Consider the following 19,435-nt stretch of genomic DNA (forward strand, 5'->3'; position numbering starts at 1 on the left):
CAAAATCACCTATTTAAAGAAGTTATTTCAGTTTATTTAAATGATATTACTCCCAAATTTTGGCTAGATTTGGGAGTATTTTTGTGGGCAAAAATTTACTACTAATTTAAATAACATAGTTAAAAATAATAAATAAATAAGTTATAACCAAAAATAATTTGTATGTGTTATTTAATATACGAAAACATACTAGATAAATTTGTATCACAAATGTAATAAAAAACATTTTTAAACTAATTTGCAAAATAGTTTTTCCTTTAATCACTTTTAGTTATTTTTATTTAATTGGCTTAAATAGCAGTAAAATAGTAACTTATAAAAATAATAAAGTTATTTTTAATCAGAATTAACATTTTTAAAAATAACAGTTATTTATAGCTTAACACCTATTGCTAAATACTATATTGACAATTAATAACGATAGTTATAAAATTCAAAATGTATTTTTAATTTCAAGGAAGGACAACTTATGTTAGGCAAAAATAACTTTAAAGAACGCTTAAGAAAAATGGAAATGCAACAAAAGCAAGACCGCTTTTCAATTCGCAAATTGACAATCGGTGCTGCTTCTGTTTTGTTAGGATTCACTTTTCTGGGTTTAGGCAGTCAAACGGTTAAAGCCGATACTGAGCCATCAACTCAACAAGTCGATAGTAAAACTGAAACCAAATCATCCGAGTCTGATTTGAGTAAAGCTGCATCAGAAAATAAGAAAGCTGATTCTCAATCAACTCAAAATGATAGACAAACCCAAAAGACCGAAAAAGAGCCAAAATTATCTACCTTTTCAGGCTTATCTTCATTTTTGAAGAGTAGTGATGAAGACTCGAAATCTGTCAGCAAGACAAAAACCACAAAAGAGCAGACAAAGAAAGATAGTAAAGAATCCGATCAATCTACTGCTGTTAAGCAGCCAGATACTGAGGCAAATGATGCAAATGCAGTCACACCGGGAAAAACTGATTCAACTGGTAAAGACACTAACACTGATATTACCTCAGGAGACAACACAGCCAGTGATGGCAAATTGCCAGAAGATTCACAGGCAAATGTGATTAAGCCGGGTGATGATACTAGCAATAATGATGAGCAAAATAACAGCACGGATAAAATTGCGCCTGCTAAAAATAAAAATCCATTAGTCAAGGATGCTGGCGATGGTTTTTCTTATCAGGTTTATAACTGGAAAGATTTTCAAGATGCGCTTAACAATATAAATATCACTGAAATTATTTTAATGAATGATGTTAGCGCAAATCCTAATAATGGTAATAATAATTTTGATGTTCCAGGGCGTACTCTTTTAATTAGATCAAACGGAAATGCCAAATATAAACTTGATTTCACTGGTTATTCACCTAAACAAACCAGTCGTACAAATGCAGATGTTACTTATCAAAGTCTTAGTATGCGCAGTGGGGACTATTATGGTGTTTGGAATACCGATAATGTAAATGGTAATTATCATGCCAATATCATGTTTAAGGACTGCTCGTTTGAAGGGTCGCAATTAATCTATGCTGGTAGCAATACTCATATCTTTTTTACCGGAAATAATGATGTTCATACCGCAAAATGGCCCAACCATAGTGATCAACAAATGTTTGAGTTTACTGGTGGTAAGGAAAATGACAGCATAGAATTCTTGGATGGTGAATTTGTCGGTTCAACGTACGGTGGCACTATAATCGAAATGAAGAGTAAGACTAACACTGTTAAAATTAACAGAGGTGCAACCGTAACACTTAATCCCGTGCAAGACTTTGATGAAAACAGAAGCACTGGTGAGGGGGGCAAACCTTTTAGCGCCATTTACATGGAAAGCGGCGGAATTGTTCAAGTTGGTGGCGTCTTGAATATTAATATTGGCCTAAATAAAGTGAGACCTTATAAGGGCACAAGAGATGCCGGTAAAGCCAGGGCTGTTTATTTAAAAGATTCGGGTTCAACATTTAACATTTTACAGAATGGCCAAGTCAATATTAATACGAATGGTAATATTACTGATGCTGCTTCAGGAAATCTATTTTATGATAACGGTAATTTGAACATTAGTCCTAATGGCGAATTAAATATTCTGGGTAGTAACATGGGTGATTACTCAGGCACACTAGTTTATGTTACTGGCTCTGCTGATGTTGAAAATGGTGCCTTTAATATCAGATTAGGCGATGATCCAGGCACAGGAGCTATTAAACTACTTGATGTTCAAGGTGGAACTTTAAAAATTAACAACCCGACATCATTTATTTTGGATTCTCATAATAATAAAAACACTGCAACCAGCATTATTGGCAATAACAAGATCACAATTACTAATGTTCGCCAGCAGCTGCAAACTAACTCTGGCAGCAGATTCACATTGCCGCCTTTGCATGTTTTACAACTGCAGAAATCAGCGAAGGGTATTTCTGTAAATACTATCGAAATGCTTGATGGCAATAAGACTTTGACTCAAGAGCAGTTAGATGAAATTAAGAACGATCCTGCCATTAAAGATATTATTAACGACAGAAAATTTGGTTCTTTCTTAACTGCTGCTGAAGCTGCTGTTAAGAATCTAGAATCTAATAGATTAGATGATATTATCAAAAATGCTTTAGAAAATGCTCTCAGCAGTTCAGATTCTGACAGCTATAATAACGTGACCTTTGTTCCTGCTAACCCAAGTGGATTTTTGGATATTGATGATGATAATTTACAAGTTATCAAGAATAACGATGGTTCTAGGACTATCAAAGGCAAAGTTAAGAACTACACCGAAGCAGAAGATGGTCCAAGTAATGATAATGCCTTTTATAAGTACTTCCCCAAGGGTACTAAGGGTTATGTAATTATTAGATACATTAGCAGCAATGCTAAATATAACCAGGTTATTCAGGAAGATAAAAATCTGAAGCCTTATGCCAATACTAATGATACATACCGTGGCAATATTATTGACCGGGTTCCGGAACTGCCTAAGGTCTTTACTTCCGCAATTAACCCAGACGGTACTTTTGCAGTAACAATACCTGCTGATATTACCCTAAATATGAATAAGGGTGATAAAGTTGAAATAACACCTAACGCCAATTTCGTTGAATACAGTCCAGAAGTTGTCGCAGTAGGTTCTCGTCCGATAGTTAAGAGTATAGATATCCTTACTTTATCAGAAGCTCAAGACGACGCTGCTACTACGATCAGAAACGCGATAAAAGATGCCGAAAGCAAGAAGCCAACTAACTTAAAAGAAAGTCAATCACAGGCCTTTGAAGATGAGCTGGCTAAAGCATTGGCAATGGCAGATTCAGTCACTGAATCTAATAAAGACACAACAGTGTATGGTGCAGATACAATTGCTGAAGTCAACAGACGTAGAGGAGCGGCTCTTGATCTTGTGAATAAAGCTTTGCAAATTGCTAATGAAGAATCAGCAGAGCAAGATAAATTAGCTTCAGCCAAAGAAGCTGCTAAACAAGCACTTGAAAATGAACTTAATGGTAACGGTACTTCTGGGATGCCGGGTGTAGTTAACCAAATTGCTGATTTAGCAAACAGTGGTTTAACTCAGGACAACGTTAAGATATATCAAGATCAGGCTCAAAAAGCATACGATGCCGCAAAGAAAGCTATTGATGACTGTGAAAGTTTTGATGAAATCACTAAAGCGCAAGCTAAGGGTGTAGCAGACATTGATCAAGCTTTGACAGATGCTAAAACACAACAACTTATTGATAAAGCTGCAAGTGACTTAAAGACTGCTAAAGAAGACGCTTTGGACGAATTAGCAGCTGAAAAGGCAACTGTTGAAGATAACATCGCTAATTTAAAGAATATCAGTACTGAAGCTAAAACTGCATTTAATAAGGAAGTTGAAGCTTACTATCAAGACGCTGTTGACAAAGTTAATAACCCGTCACCAGCAAGCGTTGAACAAGTAGACATTGAGAAGAACACTGGGATTATAAACATTAACAGTGTTTGGAACAAAGCTGCAGCACTGGGTAAGGAAATTGTTTTTGACCAGAAAAAACTTGATGAATACGCCCAAGCTGCAGCAGACCGCATCAATAAGACGGACATGTCTGATGAAGACAAGCAAAAAGCAGTAACCGATATTAACAAGGCGCGTGATGAGGCCAAGATAAATGTGGGCAAACAATTAACGGCTGAAGATGCAGATAAGGCAGAAGATGATGGCGAAAAGGCGATAAAAGCAGTTGAAGACAACGCAAATGCAGCCAACATTGAAGCTATTAAAACTTCTAACATTGCTAACGTTAACGCTGCTGCTGATAGCGCAATTGACCGTGTGAATAAAGCTTATAATAGTTTGACAGAAGCTGGTCAGCAGGAAAAAGCTGCTGCCGATAAAGCGGCTGCAATTTTAGCTATTAATCAGGCTAAAGCCGCAGCCACCGAAACGATTAACGCTGCTACAACCAAAGATGCAATCATCAATGCCTTTAATGCTGCTAAAAACAAGTTTGACAATGCGGCAACTACAGCTGAAGTTGCTTTTGCCAAAATAGCAGCTATTGATGCTGTCAAGAAAGCAGCTGAAACTGTCAAGCCGAATTTAAGTGCAGCTGATCAACAGACAGTTGATGGTATCGTAGCAACAGCTAATAGCGATTTCCAAAAAGCGACAACAGTCGACAAGGTCAACAGCATTAAAGATCAGGCAATTAAAGATATTGCTAATGTTAAAACTACTGCTGATGTAGTTAAGGAAGCCGAAATCAAGGCTAACAAGGATACTCAAACTGCTAATATTGATACGGCAGCCACAGCAGCCAAGAAACGGATAACTGATGCTTACAATAAGTTGTCACAGGCTAACCAAACTAGTTACCAAGAATCGTTACAGAAAGCTTTAGATGATATTGACCAAGCTGCAAAAGCTGCTAAAAATAATATTCAGAGTGCCCAAAATGTGGCAGACATTATAACTGCAGCAGAAAAAGGCACACAAGCAATTGCTGCTATTGAGACTAAGACAGAAGTAACATTTGCCCAAGCCGATGCTAAAGAAACAATTGCAAATGAAGCTGCTAAGGTTAAGCCGAATTTAAGTGCAGCTGATCAACAAACAGTTGATGGCATTGTGACTACAGCTAATGGCAAAATTGATGCGGCTACAGATATTCCAACAATTAATAATATTAAAAATCAGGCGATCAAAGATATTGATCAGGTCAAAACCACCGCTGATTCAAATTCAAAGGAAAAAGTTGAAAAGGCAAAAGAGCTGAATAGGACTAGTATTGATGATGCAGCTAAAGCAGCGGTTGCTCGCGTTGAGGCAGCTTATAAGAACTTAACACCTGCTGAACAGTCGGCTAATAAAGCTGCTTTTGACCAAGCTGTTACCGCCATTAAGAATGCCCAAACTACAGCTGAAGCCAAGATTGCAGCTGCGACTACTGAAACTGAAGTTGCTGCCGCAGCTAGTGAAGGTACAACAAACATTAATAAGCTGGCAGATGCAGCTGAATTAAACTTTGTCAAGATTACTGCTAACGACGCAGTACAAGCTGAAGCTGGAAAGGTAAAACCCAACCTCAAAGAAACAGCTGATCAAAATAAAGTAGATGAAATTGTTGACCAAGCTAAAGCCGACATTGGTGCTGCTGAGACCGTTGATAACGTAAACAGAATAAAAGAGAATGCAATCAAGGCAATTGACAACGTCAAAAGTAATGCAGAGCAAACAATTCAAAAAGCACAAGAATTAAGCAAGGCAAGTGTTGATGCCCAAGCAGATGCCGCTAAGAAGCGGGTCAAAGATGCTTATGATAAGCTCACAGCTGATGAGCAAAAGACGACCGCAGTTCAAACTGCTTATAACGCAGCTAATAATGCCATTGATAAAGCTAAGACTGTAGCAGAGACTGCAATAGCTGCTGCACAAACTAATTCAGAAATTACGACAGCTGTTGATAATGCTAATAAAGCCTTTACACAAGCAGCTTCTGACGCCGAATTGGCCTTTGCCAAGGTGGCTGCGATGGATGCAGTTCAGAGTGAAGCGGACAAAGTCAAGCAAGGCTTAAAGCAAACAGTTGATCTTAATAAAGTAGATAGTATAGTAACCCAGGCTCAAACTGATTTGAACAATGCTGATAGTGTTACCAAAGTTGACTTCATTAGAGACCAGGCAATTAAAGACATTGATAATGTTAAAGCTACAGCTGATGCAGCAATTGACAATTCCCAAACAGTTAATAAAGCTAATATTGATAAAGCTGCAGCTGATGCAACTCAACGCGTTCAGAATGCTTATAACCAGTTAAGTGCACCTGAAAAAGAGCAGGCTAAGTCAGAATATAATAAAGCTCTCAGCGATATTAATGACGCAAAGAATACTGCGGATGCGGCAATTCAAGCTGCAAAGACAGTAGATGATGCTACCAGTGCCGCTACAACAGGAATTTCTGCAGTTAATGATATTGCCAACAAAGCTGAACTATCATTTGCAAAATTGGGAGCTAAAGTTGCAGTTAAAGCAGCAGCAGATGCTGTCACTAACGGTCTTGATAATGAAAATAAGCAAAAGGTACAAGAGATAGTAACTACAGCAAATTCTAACATTGACAATGCTACTACTATAACTGACGTGGTTAGATTTAGGGACCAGGCTATCAATGATATTAATGGTGTCAAAGCTGTGGCAGATGCTGTTAAAGAAGCACAGCTAAATGAAAACAAGAAAAACAACACCGCTAATGTTAATGAAGCTGCTGACGCTGCTAGAAAACGTGTCGATGATGCTTATAACAAATTAAATGATTCTCAAAAGAATGCCAATCATCAGACTTACCAAAACGCCCATGATGCGATTGACAATGCTGCAACTAGTGCGAATAACCAAATTGCACTGGCACAGTCAAGTGATCAAATATCAGAGACAGTTAACACTGCTAAAGCTCAGTTTGATAATGCAGCCACAAAAGCTGAAATAGATTTTGCTAAGGTAACAGCTGTTGCAGATATTTCGAATGAAGCTAATAAGGTTAAACAAGACCTAAAGGCTGATTCTGATAAGAATCGGGTTGACAATATTGCTACTACTGCTACTACTAGTATTAATAGCACTAATACTGATACTGTAACTAAAGTAACCAGTATTAGGGATCAGGCCATTAAAGATATCGACGCTGTTAGAGCTGAAGCTAATGGTGGTGAACAAGCCAGTCTGGAAGAAACTAAGAATAATCGGACTGGTGATGTTAACAAAGCAGCAGCAAACGCTAAAACCCGGGTTGATACGGCATACGCTCAGCTGACACCTGCTGAACAAGATGCAACAAAGCAGGCCTATACTGATGCTCTTTCTGCTATTGAGAATACGCGTCTTAAAGCAAATAACGATATTGCCAGTGCTGAAACTAAGGATGCGGTAAGCGACATAGCAGCAACAGCAGAGCAGGAACTTGATCAAGAAGCAACAAAAGCAGAGGTAGCCTTTGCCAAAACAGCTGCTAAAGATGCGATTCAGGCTGAAGAAAAGAATGCTATTGCCGATCTGAAAGGTCAAGACGATAAGACTTCTGTGCAAAATATCGCTAACAATGCTATTACAGAAATTGACCAAAATTCAACAGATACTGTTGCCAAAGTAAACAGCATTAAAGACAGCGCAATTAGTGCTATTAAGGCTGTTAAAAATACAGCAAATGCAGTAGATAAAGCTATTGTTGACGAAGCTCGCAAAGACAGCTCTGAGAATATTAATGAAGCAGCTGAAACAGCTAAGAAGAGAGTTGAAGCAGCATATAGTAAGCTGACGGGAACTGAACAAGCAGTTGCCAAACAGGCTCATGATGACGCCCTTAGCGCAATTGCAAGTGCACAAAAAGCTGCTAATGATGCAATTTCTTCATTAAATTCAAAAGCAGAAATTACTCAGGCAGCAAATGAGGGTATTAATAAGATTGATGCAGCAGCAAACGAAGCAGAAGTAGCTTTCGCCAAGGTAGCAGCTAAGGATGCAGTTCATGAAAAAGCCAAATCTGTCATAGATCAGTTAAATAAATCTGATGATAAGAAAAAAGTGCAGGAAATTTCTGATCAAGCAGATAAAGATATCGACGCAACTGGAACAGATACTGTAGATAAGGTAAACAGCATTAGAGATAAAGCAATCAGCGATATAAGTAATGTAAAAGCAACTGCGGATGACAATGAACAGAAAGAACTGGAGCAAACTAAGGAAAATAATAAGACTAGTGTTGATGATTTAGTTAAAGCTGCTAAAAAACGTGTTCAAGATGCTTATGACAAACTCGGAAAAGACGAAAAAGTTTTAGCTGCAAGTGATTACAATAAAGCCATGGCTGACATCACTCAAGCCCAAGCAACAGCAAATGATGCGATTAGTGCGGCTGCAAATGCGGATGCAATTGTTAAGGCGGTAAGTACTGCGTCTACTGCCTTTGATGCGGCAGCTACAACAGCTGAGGTGGCATTTGCTAGAGTGACAGCTAAGACTGCAATCCAAGCTGAAGCTGATAAAGTCAAAAAAGGTTTGAAACAGGAAGTTGACCAAGCTAAAGTCGATAATATAGTGTTACGGGCAGAAAATGATCTTGCTGCAGCTGTAAGCGTAGATAATGTAAATACTATTGCGGCTCAAGCTATTAAAGACATCGATGCCGTTAAAGATACTGCTGAGGAAAATGAGCAGAAGGATTTAGCTAAAGTTAAGGATGATTCTAAGCAGAGTATTGATCAAGCTGCCACAGCCGCAAAGCAAAGAATTAAGGATGCATATAATACTCTTAGTGCAGATGAACAGGCAGCAACTAAGACAGATTATGACAAGGCAATCCAAACCATTACCGATGCTCAAACTGCAGCTAAAGCTGCTATAGAAAAAGCAACAGATAAGGATGCCGTAAGTAAAGCTGTCGGAGACGCCGATCAGGCTTTCACCCAAGCAGAAACGGAAGCTAAATTAGCATTTGCCAAAGTAGCAGCTAAAGATGCTGTTGATAAAGTGGCAAGTACTGTTAAGGGTAATTTGAGTAAGGATGCTGATAAGAAACAAGTAGATGTAATTTCAACTCAAGCTGATACTGCTATTGATAAAGCTACCGATATCACAATGGTCAATCAATTAAGAGATAAGGCAATTAGCGACATCAATGCTGTTAAAGCAACCGCCGAGGCAGTCGACAAAGCTACCTTGGAGCAAGCTAAGGATAATGGTAAGACCAATGTTAATGGTGCTGCTGCTGATGCTAAAAAACGGGTAGAGAATGCTTATAATAATCTTAATTCTGACCAAAAGAATGATAATTATCAAGCATACCAAAATGCTCTTACTGCAATTGACAATGCCGCCGATGCAGCAAATATCAAAATTGGTCAAGCCCAAACTGCTGACGAAATTAAAGGGGCAGTTGATGATGCTAAGACTAAGTTTAATGATATTGCAACCAAAGCTGAAGTAGCCTTTGCTAAAGTTATAGCTAAAGCTGCTGTTCAAAAGGAAGCAACAAAGATTAAGAATGATCTGAAGTCTCAAGCTGATAAAAGCAAGGTTGATGGTATTGTTACCCAAGCTAATATCCAGTTTAACGATAGCAATACGGACACCGTGCAAGAGGTAAACAGCATTAGAGATAAAGCAATTGATGATATTGATGCTGTTAAAGACGCAGCTAATGGTAATGAGCAAGCAAGCTTAGAAGAAACTAAGAATAATCAAAAGAGTAATGTGAACAGTGCAGCAGATGCAGCTAAGGCTCGAGTAGAAAAAGCTTATGGGGATCTAGAAAAAGATCAACAACAAAAAACTAAGCAGGCTCATGATGATGCTATTACTGCCATTGACAATACACTTCAAAAAGCAATTGCCGATATTCAAAATGCTGAAACTAAAGATGCTGTGGTTGCCATAGCAGCAACAGCAGACCAAAAATTTGATCAGGAAGCAACAAAAGCAGAGGTCGACTTCGCAAAAGTAGCAGCTAAAGATGCAGTTCACAAAGAAGCCGCCGATGCCCAAAGTCAGTTAAATAACACTGATGATAAACAAAAAGTTAAAAACATTTCTGATCAAGCAGATACTGATTTTGATACTGCTGCAACAGATACGGTAGACAAAGTAAACAGCATCAAAGAGAACGCCATTAGCGCCATTAATGCTGTTAAAAATACAGCATCAGCAGTAGACAAGGCTTTGCTAGATCAAGCTCGCAAAGACAGCACTCAGAATATCACTAATGCCGCAGAAGCAGCTAAGAAGCAAGTTGATGATGCTTATGAAAAACTAAGTTCAAGTCAAAAGGCAGCAACAAAACTTGACCATGATAATGCAATTACCGCAATTGACAATGCCAAAACTGCAGCCATTGATGCAGTCAATGCAGCAACAAGCAAAGATGCTATTACTTCAGCAGCTAATGATGGAGTTAACAAGATTAACGAAGCAGCAACTACTGCAGAGGTAGCTTTTGCAAAAGCAGCTGCTAAAGATGCGGTTCAGGCTGAAGCTGCAAATGTGATTAAGAATCTGAAAGATGAAAAGGATCAGGAAGCAGTTCAGAAAATCGCTGACGATGCAGTGGCAAATATTGACAATGCTTCAATTGATACAGTGCAAAAGGTCAATGACATCAGAGATCAAGCTATCAATGATATTGATAAGGTAAAGAATACTATTGAAACCGCTGAACAAGCTAAGTTAGAAGAAGCTAAGGATAACAGTCAGGCAAGTGTTGATGAAGCTGCTGCAGCCGCTACAAAACGGGTTGAAGATGCATATAATAAGCTTAGTTCGCTGCAACAAACCATGACTGAAGGAGATCATGATGTAGCTATTACTGCAATTAAAAATGCACAAAAAGCAGCAAATGAAGCTATTGCGCAAGCAAAAGATAAGAGTGCAGTGGCTGGAGCTGTTTCAACTGCAAATACAGCCTTTGATCAGGCGGCCACTCAGGCTGAAGTAGCTTTTGCAAGGGTAGTTGCTAAAGAAGATATTAGGAATGAAGCAGATAAGATCGAAAATGGCTTGAGCCTTGAAAGTGATAGGACTAAAGTTGAAGGCATTGTCAACGAAGCTAATACACGGTTAAATACAGCTGATACAGTGCAAAAAGTCAATGATATTAGAGATCAAGCCATCAGTGATATTGATAGTGTCAAGACAACTGCAGATCAAACTGCTGCTACTAAGCTTGATAATGACAAGAAAGATGCAATTACTGCTTTAACTAACAAACAAACTGAAGTTAAAAATGGCATCGATTCCCTGAAAAATGTCAGTGCTGAAAACAAGACCGCTCTAAAAGATAAAGTAGATCGCTTCTATCAAGATGCAGTTAACAAGATTAAAGATGCAGGTACAACTACTTCTGACCAAGTTAACAGTGCTAAACAAGAAGGCATCGATAACATGAGCAAAGTTCTTGAGGATGCAAAAGCTTTAGATACAGCTATTACAAATGACCAAAAGAAATTAGATGATCATGCTTCTGCAGCAATTGACAAGATTAATAAGTCTGATTTATCTGACGCTGATAAAGAAAAGGCTATTGAATCAATCAATAAAGCTCGTGATGATGCTAAAGAGACTGTTGGTTCGCAGCCAACTGTCGAAAAGGCAGACGCAGCTGAAAAAGCTGGAGAAAGTGCAATTGATACAGCTGAAAAAACTGCTACAGATACAGATTTAGGAAATACTAAACTAACCGAAAAGACCAAAGTCGAGGCTGCGGCAGACAATGCTAAGAAACAACTTGATGATGATTATAATAAGCTGACTCTTGACCAGCAAAAGGAAGTTAAAGATAAGTATGACAAAGCTAAAGCAGATATTGATCAGGCTAAAGCTGATGCTGAAAAAGCAATAGATTCAGCTACTTCCAAACAAGATGTCAATAATGCTTCTGATAAAGCTAAGACTGACATTGACAAAGCTAAAAATGACGCTGAATTAGCTTTTGCTCAAGCTGCAGCTAAAGACGCAGTTAAAGCAGTTGCTGAAGATATCAAGAGTGGCTTAAATAAACAAGAGGATAAGAACAAGGTTGACGATCTTGTTACTCAAGCTAATAAAGATATTGACGCTGCAACTACAATTGATTCTGTAAATAGCACTCGTGACAAAGCGATTACTGCAATTAAGGGTATTAAGAATTCTGCAGATCAATCAGATAAAGATGACTTAGCTGCTATCAAGTCAACTAATAAAACAAATGTTGACCAGGCAGCAACTAAAGCTAAAAACCGTGTTGATGAAGCTTATAACAAGCTTGATGACACTCAAAAAGCAACTACTAAAACTGATTATGACAATGCTTTAGCCGCTATTGAGGATGCTAAGAAAGCAGCCGAAGCTAAGATAAACAGTGCTACTAATGCAGACGCGGTTGCAGCAGCAGTTGACAATGCTTCTAGACAATTTGATTCTGCGGCGACAACAGCAGAACTAGCCTTCAGTAAAGTGGCTGCAAAAGATGAAGTCAATAAAGCAGCTTCTACAGCTAAACCAAGCTTGAGTAAAGATAATCAGGATCGGGTAGATGAGATAGCAAAACAGGCAAGTGTTGATATTGATTCAGCTGAAACTGTTGCCAATGTTGATAGAATTAAGCAAAACGCTATTGATAAAATTAATGCCTTAAAAGGTAATGATGAAAAAGACTTAGCCGAAGCTATCTCAGATGCCAAAGCAGAATTGAGTAAAAAGCATGATGATGCGGTAGCAAGACTAAAAGATAAGTTTGGCAAAGATGCAGATACTACTGAAGTAGATAAAGCATTCAACTCGAATAAGGACATCACTGGAGCATCGGTTGATGAAGTTAAAGAGCACGAATTAGCAGCCGAAAGGGAATTGGCTAAAGGCGAAGTTCAAGATACTGGCACAAATGCTAAGAAGAAAGTTGATGAATTAAAGCACAAGGATGGTACTGACTATACCCAAGCTGAAAAAGATGCTATCAAGAACCAAATTGACCAAGACGTTCATCACGCTATTGATAAGAATGGTACTATTGATCAAGCAAGCGATTCAGCTGGTGTGGATAAAGCTCGTAAGGATGCAATTGACAAGATAATTGGTGAAACAATTCCTGACAGTCAGGAAGTTAACAACGTCATAAATCAAGATAAAGACGTTCTCAGTCAAAGACTAGCCGCAGCGCGCACGGCTGCTTCAAAATATTTGAAAGATAAGTTTACTCCTGACACTGATGATAGTACCATTCAGCAAAGTTATGAAGCTGCGCTAGCAAAACTTAAAGCAAATCCTACAGACTTAACAACTGAACTTGAAGGTGAAAAGCTAATTGCCCAGGGTGCATTAGCAGATGCACAAAAGGCTGCCAATAAGCTCGTTGATGGTAATTCTGATTATGATTCTGATGCTAAAAAGCAAATCAAAGAGCATATTGTGAAGGATTACAATGAATTTTTGAACAGTATTAATGCATGTTCAACAGTCAGTGAGGTAATCTCTGCGCAACGTAACCTTGGTATTGATCAATTAAAACGCGATGCCACGGAGTCTAATGTTAATGTAACCAATATTATAGAAAACGGTGGTAGCGGACAGCAAGTTCAACCGATAGCACCTGCTCAACCTGATAAGACTGATGATAAAGATAAGGAAACTGATAAGAAGAACGAAGACTCTGAAAGAGTAATCTTAATGCATAATGCCTACCTGTACAATAGTAAAGGTAAACGTGCAAATGGCATTACTTTGAGAGCCGGATCAATTCTTGATACTTACGGTATTGAAACAATTAACGGTGAACAATATTATGTTTTAGTTGACAAAGGTGCCGATAATAAGAAGTACTATGTCTCAGTTGGAAATGTTAAGAAAACAGCTCAAAAGCTGAAACATAATGCATACATTTACAACCAATACGGCAAGCGGGTTAAGAAGTCAGGTAAACTGAAGTCAGGCAAAGTTATTAATACTTACGGCAGTAGCGTTAAGATTCGCGGTAAGAAGTACTTCATCATTGCCAAGAATCGTTATGTCAAAGCGGCAAATATTGCAAGCCAAAATGTACCTTTAAAGACAACAACGGCTAATCAAACTGCTGCTGTTGAAGCAGGAGACCAATCTCATATCATTGTTAATAAAAAGATAATGCACAATGCATATCTTTATGATCAAAATGGTATTCGTGCAAATGGCTTAGTAATAAATGCCGGTTCAAACATTGACGTAGTATCGCAAAAAGTTGTCAACAAGAAGTTATATTACGTTCTTGAAGACGGGTTGTATATAGCTGCAGGAAATATAGATGCTAAGAAACTGAAATTGAAGCATAATGCTTATGTATACAGTAAATATGGTAATCGCCTAGGTAAGAAAGTACTGAAGAAACGTAAATCAATTAAGACTTACGGTAATCCAGTAAAGATTAAAGGTAAAAAGTACTACACTATAACAACAAGTAAATTTGTTAAAAAAGCCAATGTTAAAGGTTAGTTTAACTAGCTGATAACGAGAGAAGAGCCACAATTGTAAAAAATTATGGCTCTTTTTTTCTAAATATTTTTTGACTTATCAATATATAACACATTAAAACTATAACCAACTATTTCAGTTAATATTTAACACTAAAATCAGTTGAAAAAAGCTTTAAAAATTAAAATAAAATATATTTATATATAAATATAATCTATAACAAGATTTTGTATAAATATATTTATTAAAAACCAAATTTTCATGCTTATACGAGTATTAAAACTGCTATATTTACTTTGACTTTTGATATTAAAAATTAAATAAATATAACAGATGTAATACTACTTATATTAAAATAAGTAATATTTATAATTAAATACAAAAAAATATACATTATATTGACAGTAAATAACAAATGTTATAAAATTTAGGTGCGTCTAAATAACAAGGAAGGACTAATAATGCTAAGTAAGAATAACTATAATGAGAAATTAAGAAAAATGAAATTACAAGCAAGGCAGGATCATTTTTCAATTCGCAAATTAACAATTGGAGTAGCTTCTGTTTTATTGGGATACGCTTTTTTCGGAGCTGGCAGTCAAACAGTTAAAGCTGATACTGAATCGACAGCACAGCAAGCCGATGCTAAAACAGAATCAGTTTCTGATAAACCTCATGTTAATGATAATGTTGTCAAACTTGGTTCTAGTAAAAATACTGGGACTGATGGTGACAAGAAAAATGCCGCAAGCACTTCCTCTGTCCAAAAGTCTGCACCTGATAATACTGTTTCAGGTGTTCAAACAGACGTTGCTAAAAAAGCTGATACTGATCAAGTTGCAAAAAACGGTCTTACTAAAGAACACTTGAAAAAAGATGGATCCGATCAAGGTGATATTGAATCAGTACGAAATAATAGAAAATTTGATATAACATCTACAATTCAAACTGTGCAAATTAGAGTAAATAATGCATATAGTTCTTCCTCAAAAGATCAAGACGACTTGAACACTAAAAATGATTATTTGGCTCAGATTGATAAAATTGATACTGATGTGATAGCTAAACTCAATGCAGGAAAAAATGTCGAAGAAATAGATTCAACAGCAGAAACTGCTATTAGGGACATTTTAAATCTTGCAGCGGCTGCAGAACTGCATTTTGCCAAAAAGACAACTATTGATGCTATTACAAGCAAAGCAAACGTTGACGAACAAGCTAAATTAGCAGCAAGTAAAGCTAATAGTCATGCCAATATAAATTCTGCAGCTAATGCTGCAAAAAATCAGATACTTGAAGCTTATAGCAAACTTAGTACGACTAATAGGACTGAAACTGGAAAAAAATGTGTAGCTGCTCTTGATGACATTGAGGCAACTGCAACAGAGGCGAATGATCAAATTGATAAAGCTGATGACGCTAATTCCATAACAAATATAGTGAAAACGGCTGTTGATAAGTTTTTTAAAACAGTAGACAAAGCGAAAATTGCTTTTGCCACTGCACTTGCCAAGGACCTAGTTGGAGAAGGAGCAGATAAAGTTAGTGATAGCTTATCAAGTCAAGCTGACAAAGACTTGGTTAATGAAATTTTAAGCCAAGCTGATACAGATTTTGCCACTGCTGACTCCCTTCAAAAAGTATTTGAAATAACGAGTAAAGCTATAAGAGATATTGATGCTGTCAAATCAGATGCATTAAATAAGCTTAATCAATATAAATTAGCTGCTAGTAAAAAGTTAGGTGACGTACAGTTCTGTGATAATGAAGATATTGATGGTTTACCAAATATTAGTGCTGAAAATAAGAGTACTCTAAAAGATAAAGTTAACTTGTATTATCAGACTGCTATCAGTAATATAGAAAATGCTGTCGATTTTGACCAAGTTGATAAAGAAGAAAATGCTGGTCATTTAAATATGGGTAGGGTAGTAGTGGATGCTCAAAATCTGAATAAAAAAATTGCGTCAGACCAAAAGCAACTTGATGATCATACACAAAAAGCAACTGAAAATATCAATAATTCTAATTTATCAGAAGCTGATAAAGAAAAAGCAATAGAGGCAATCGGTCAGGCTCGTGATGATGCCAAAAATATAGTTGGACAGCAACCTACTGTTGAGAGGGCAGATGCGGCTGAAAAAGCTGGAGAAGCTACTATTGATGCGATTGAGCAAGCAGCTTATTTAACTGATCTTGAAAGGGCTAAACTTATTGAGAAAATAAGAGTTGAAAATGCAGCCGAAAATGCCAAGAATAAAGTTGAAGATGAATTTAATCACTTGGACACTAGTGGCCTAGATAAAGAAAAAGACAAACTTGAAACTGCATTAGAAACTATTGAAAAAGTTAAAAATGATGCTGAAACAGCAGTTTCAAGTGCTACAGATAAAAATGCTGTAAGCACCATATCTAAAACCGGAATTGATAAGATTAATGGTGTAGCAGATGATACTTCACTAGAATTTGCCAAGGAGGCAGCAAAAGAAATTATTCAACAAATAAGTGATATTGTCAAACAGAATTTAAAGGACCCGAAAGATCGGAATGCTGTTGATGAGATTATTAAGGAAACAACCGTTGACTTGGCTAAAACCATTCACGATGTGACCAAGATTCGGGAATATATTATCGACGGAATTAAACAAATTAAAAATACAGCTGACAATAAAGAAAATAATGACTTGTCTAACGCTAAAAGCAGCAGTAAAGATACAGTCAATGTAGATGCAAGTGCAGCACTTGATCGTGTCAAAAAAGCTTATGAAAAATTAACCGAAGCTGAAAGAACTGCTAAAAAAGATGAGTACGATACTGCTATTAAAGCTATAAATGATGCCAGGACTGCTGCAGAAGATAAAATTGATAATGCTACAAATGTAGATGCTATTATTGCTGCAGTAAGTAACGCAAAACAAAATTTCAATACAATTGCTACTAATGCCGAGGTCTCTTTTGCAAAACTGGCAGGTAAAGATAAGATTCAAGATGCTGCTGCAGAGGCAAATAAAGTCTTAAGTCCTAAGGGACAAGCTGCCGTTACAGAAATTGTAACTCAAGCTAATAGTGACATTGAAGATTCAGAGACTGTTGCAAAAATTGAAAAAATTACTGAAAATGCAATTAACAAGATAAAAGCACTTCAGGATAGTGAAAAAACAGACTTAGAAAATGCTATTAGGTATGCAAATGATGAGTTTGAGAAAAAATACAAAGCAGCTGTTGTAAGACTGAAGAAGGCATTTACTGATAGCGCTACGACCACTGAAGTTGATAAGGCATTTAACTCTAATAAGGACATCACTGGTAAATCGGTTGAAGAGGTTAACGCAAAAGAAATAGCAGCCGAAAGGGAATTGGCTAAAGGCGAGGTTCGTGATACCGGTACAAACGCAAAAACACGAGTTGATAGTCTAAAACATAAGGATGATACTGATTATACCGATAATGAAAAGAAGGCTTTAAAGAATCAAATTGAGAAAGATGTACTTGAAGCAAACGGATCTAAAGATCAGTCGGGTACATTAGATAAACCTTCCGATACAGAAGGTATAGATACTGTCCGTAATGAAGCTGTTAACAAGATTATCAGTGAATCGATTGCTGATAGTCAAGAAGGAGAAAATGTTCTGCAGCATGATCCGGATGTTTTGCTTGAACGTCTTGCTAAAGCTCATAAGGCTGCAATTGACAAGTTACAAAAATTTGGTCCAACCGTTAATCATGATCAGACCGATAAGAATTATGAAGATGCCAAAAAGGATCTTAGTTCTAATCCGACGGATTTAGCAACTGAACTCGCTGGTGAAAAATTAATTGCTAACGGAGCTTTATCTGATGCAAAGACAGCTGCTGACAATATTGTAGACAGTAATACTGATTACAGTTCCACTGTTAAGGATAAGATAAAGCAGCAAATTCAAAAGGATTTTGATGAAGCAACTAATCGCATAAAAGAAAGTCCAGCAGTAAGCGAACTCATTACCCAAAAGCGTAATGATGGCATAGATCAACTACATCGTGATGCAACTGATACTAATGTGAATGTTACCAACATTATTAATTCAGGTGGCGGTAGCAATCAGATCACGAATATAACTAATACTAATCCTGATAACAATCAAAACAACCTGACTCCTAATACACCAGAAAAGAACCAGGAAATAGCTAAGAAAGTAAGAGTTGTTCTAAACCACAATGCCTATCTTTATGATAATAGCACTCATCGTGCCAATGGAATTATCTTAGGGATTAGTTCGATACTTGAAACGATTGGTACTGAGACAATCAATAATAGACAATATTATGTTTTAGTAGACCAGGGAGCAAACGGTAAGAAATACTATGTTGCGGCTGGCAATGTCAAAGGTACCGCTAAACAATTGCATAATAATGCTTACATTTATAATCAATACGGCAAACGTGTCAGGAAATATGGTAAGCTTAAAGCCGGTAAGGCAGTTAGGACTTATGGCAGTTCTGTTAAGATTCGGGGCAAGAAATACTATATTGTTGCCAAAAACCGTTTCGTCAAGGCAGCAAACTTCACAAGTCATAAGGCAAAAACAACTGTAAAGAAAGCAAAAGAAGTTGCTGCAGTTGATGCAGCTGATCAATCTCAAGTAATTATCAACAAAAAGGTAATGCACAATGCCTATCTTTATGATGAAAACGGTGTTCGTGCAAACGGATTGGTAATAAATGCCGGTTCCACGATTGATGTTTCAACTCAAAAAGTTATCAATAAGAGAGTGTATTATGCACTTGAAAATGGCTTGTATATAGCTGCAGGAAATATCGATGCCAAGAAACTGAAATTGAAGCATAATGCTTATGTATACAGTAAATATGGTAATCGCCTGGGTAAAAAGGTCTTGAAAAAGCATAAGTCTGTAAATACTTACGGAACACCAGTCAGAATTAAAGGTAAAAAGTACTACACTGTAACTACCAGTAAATTTGTAAAGAAAGCAAATGTTAAAGGATAGTTTAACTAGCTGATAACAAGAA

The 19,435-nt window shown here is 37.1% G+C and carries 2 protein-coding genes; both read left to right on the forward strand.

Going from position 1 to position 19,435, the window contains the following annotated elements; genetic code table 11:
- The first annotated feature begins 469 nt into the window (after nucleotides 1–469).
- Entirely contained in the window at nucleotides 470–14,446 is a 13,977-nt protein-coding gene (locus tag JF76_RS04400; protein WP_045927974.1) for an SLAP domain-containing protein, read from the forward strand.
- A 440-nt stretch (nucleotides 14,447–14,886) separates the two neighbouring features.
- Entirely contained in the window at nucleotides 14,887–19,413 is a 4,527-nt protein-coding gene (locus JF76_RS04405) for an SLAP domain-containing protein (RefSeq protein WP_045927975.1), read from the forward strand.
- Nucleotides 19,414–19,435 lie beyond the last annotated feature (22 nt).

It is taken from the genome of Lactobacillus kullabergensis (genome assembly GCF_000967195.1).
Classification (GTDB): Bacteria; Bacillota; Bacilli; order Lactobacillales; family Lactobacillaceae; genus Lactobacillus; species Lactobacillus kullabergensis.

What these genes read in the sequence shown, in the direction of transcription:
- JF76_RS04405 (WP_045927975.1), top strand. Translation starts at nt 14,887, where the DNA reads ATGCTAAGTAAGAATAACTATAATGAGAAATTAAGAAAAATGAAATTA.
- JF76_RS04400 (WP_045927974.1), top strand. Translation starts at nt 470, where the DNA reads ATGTTAGGCAAAAATAACTTTAAAGAACGCTTAAGAAAAATGGAAATG.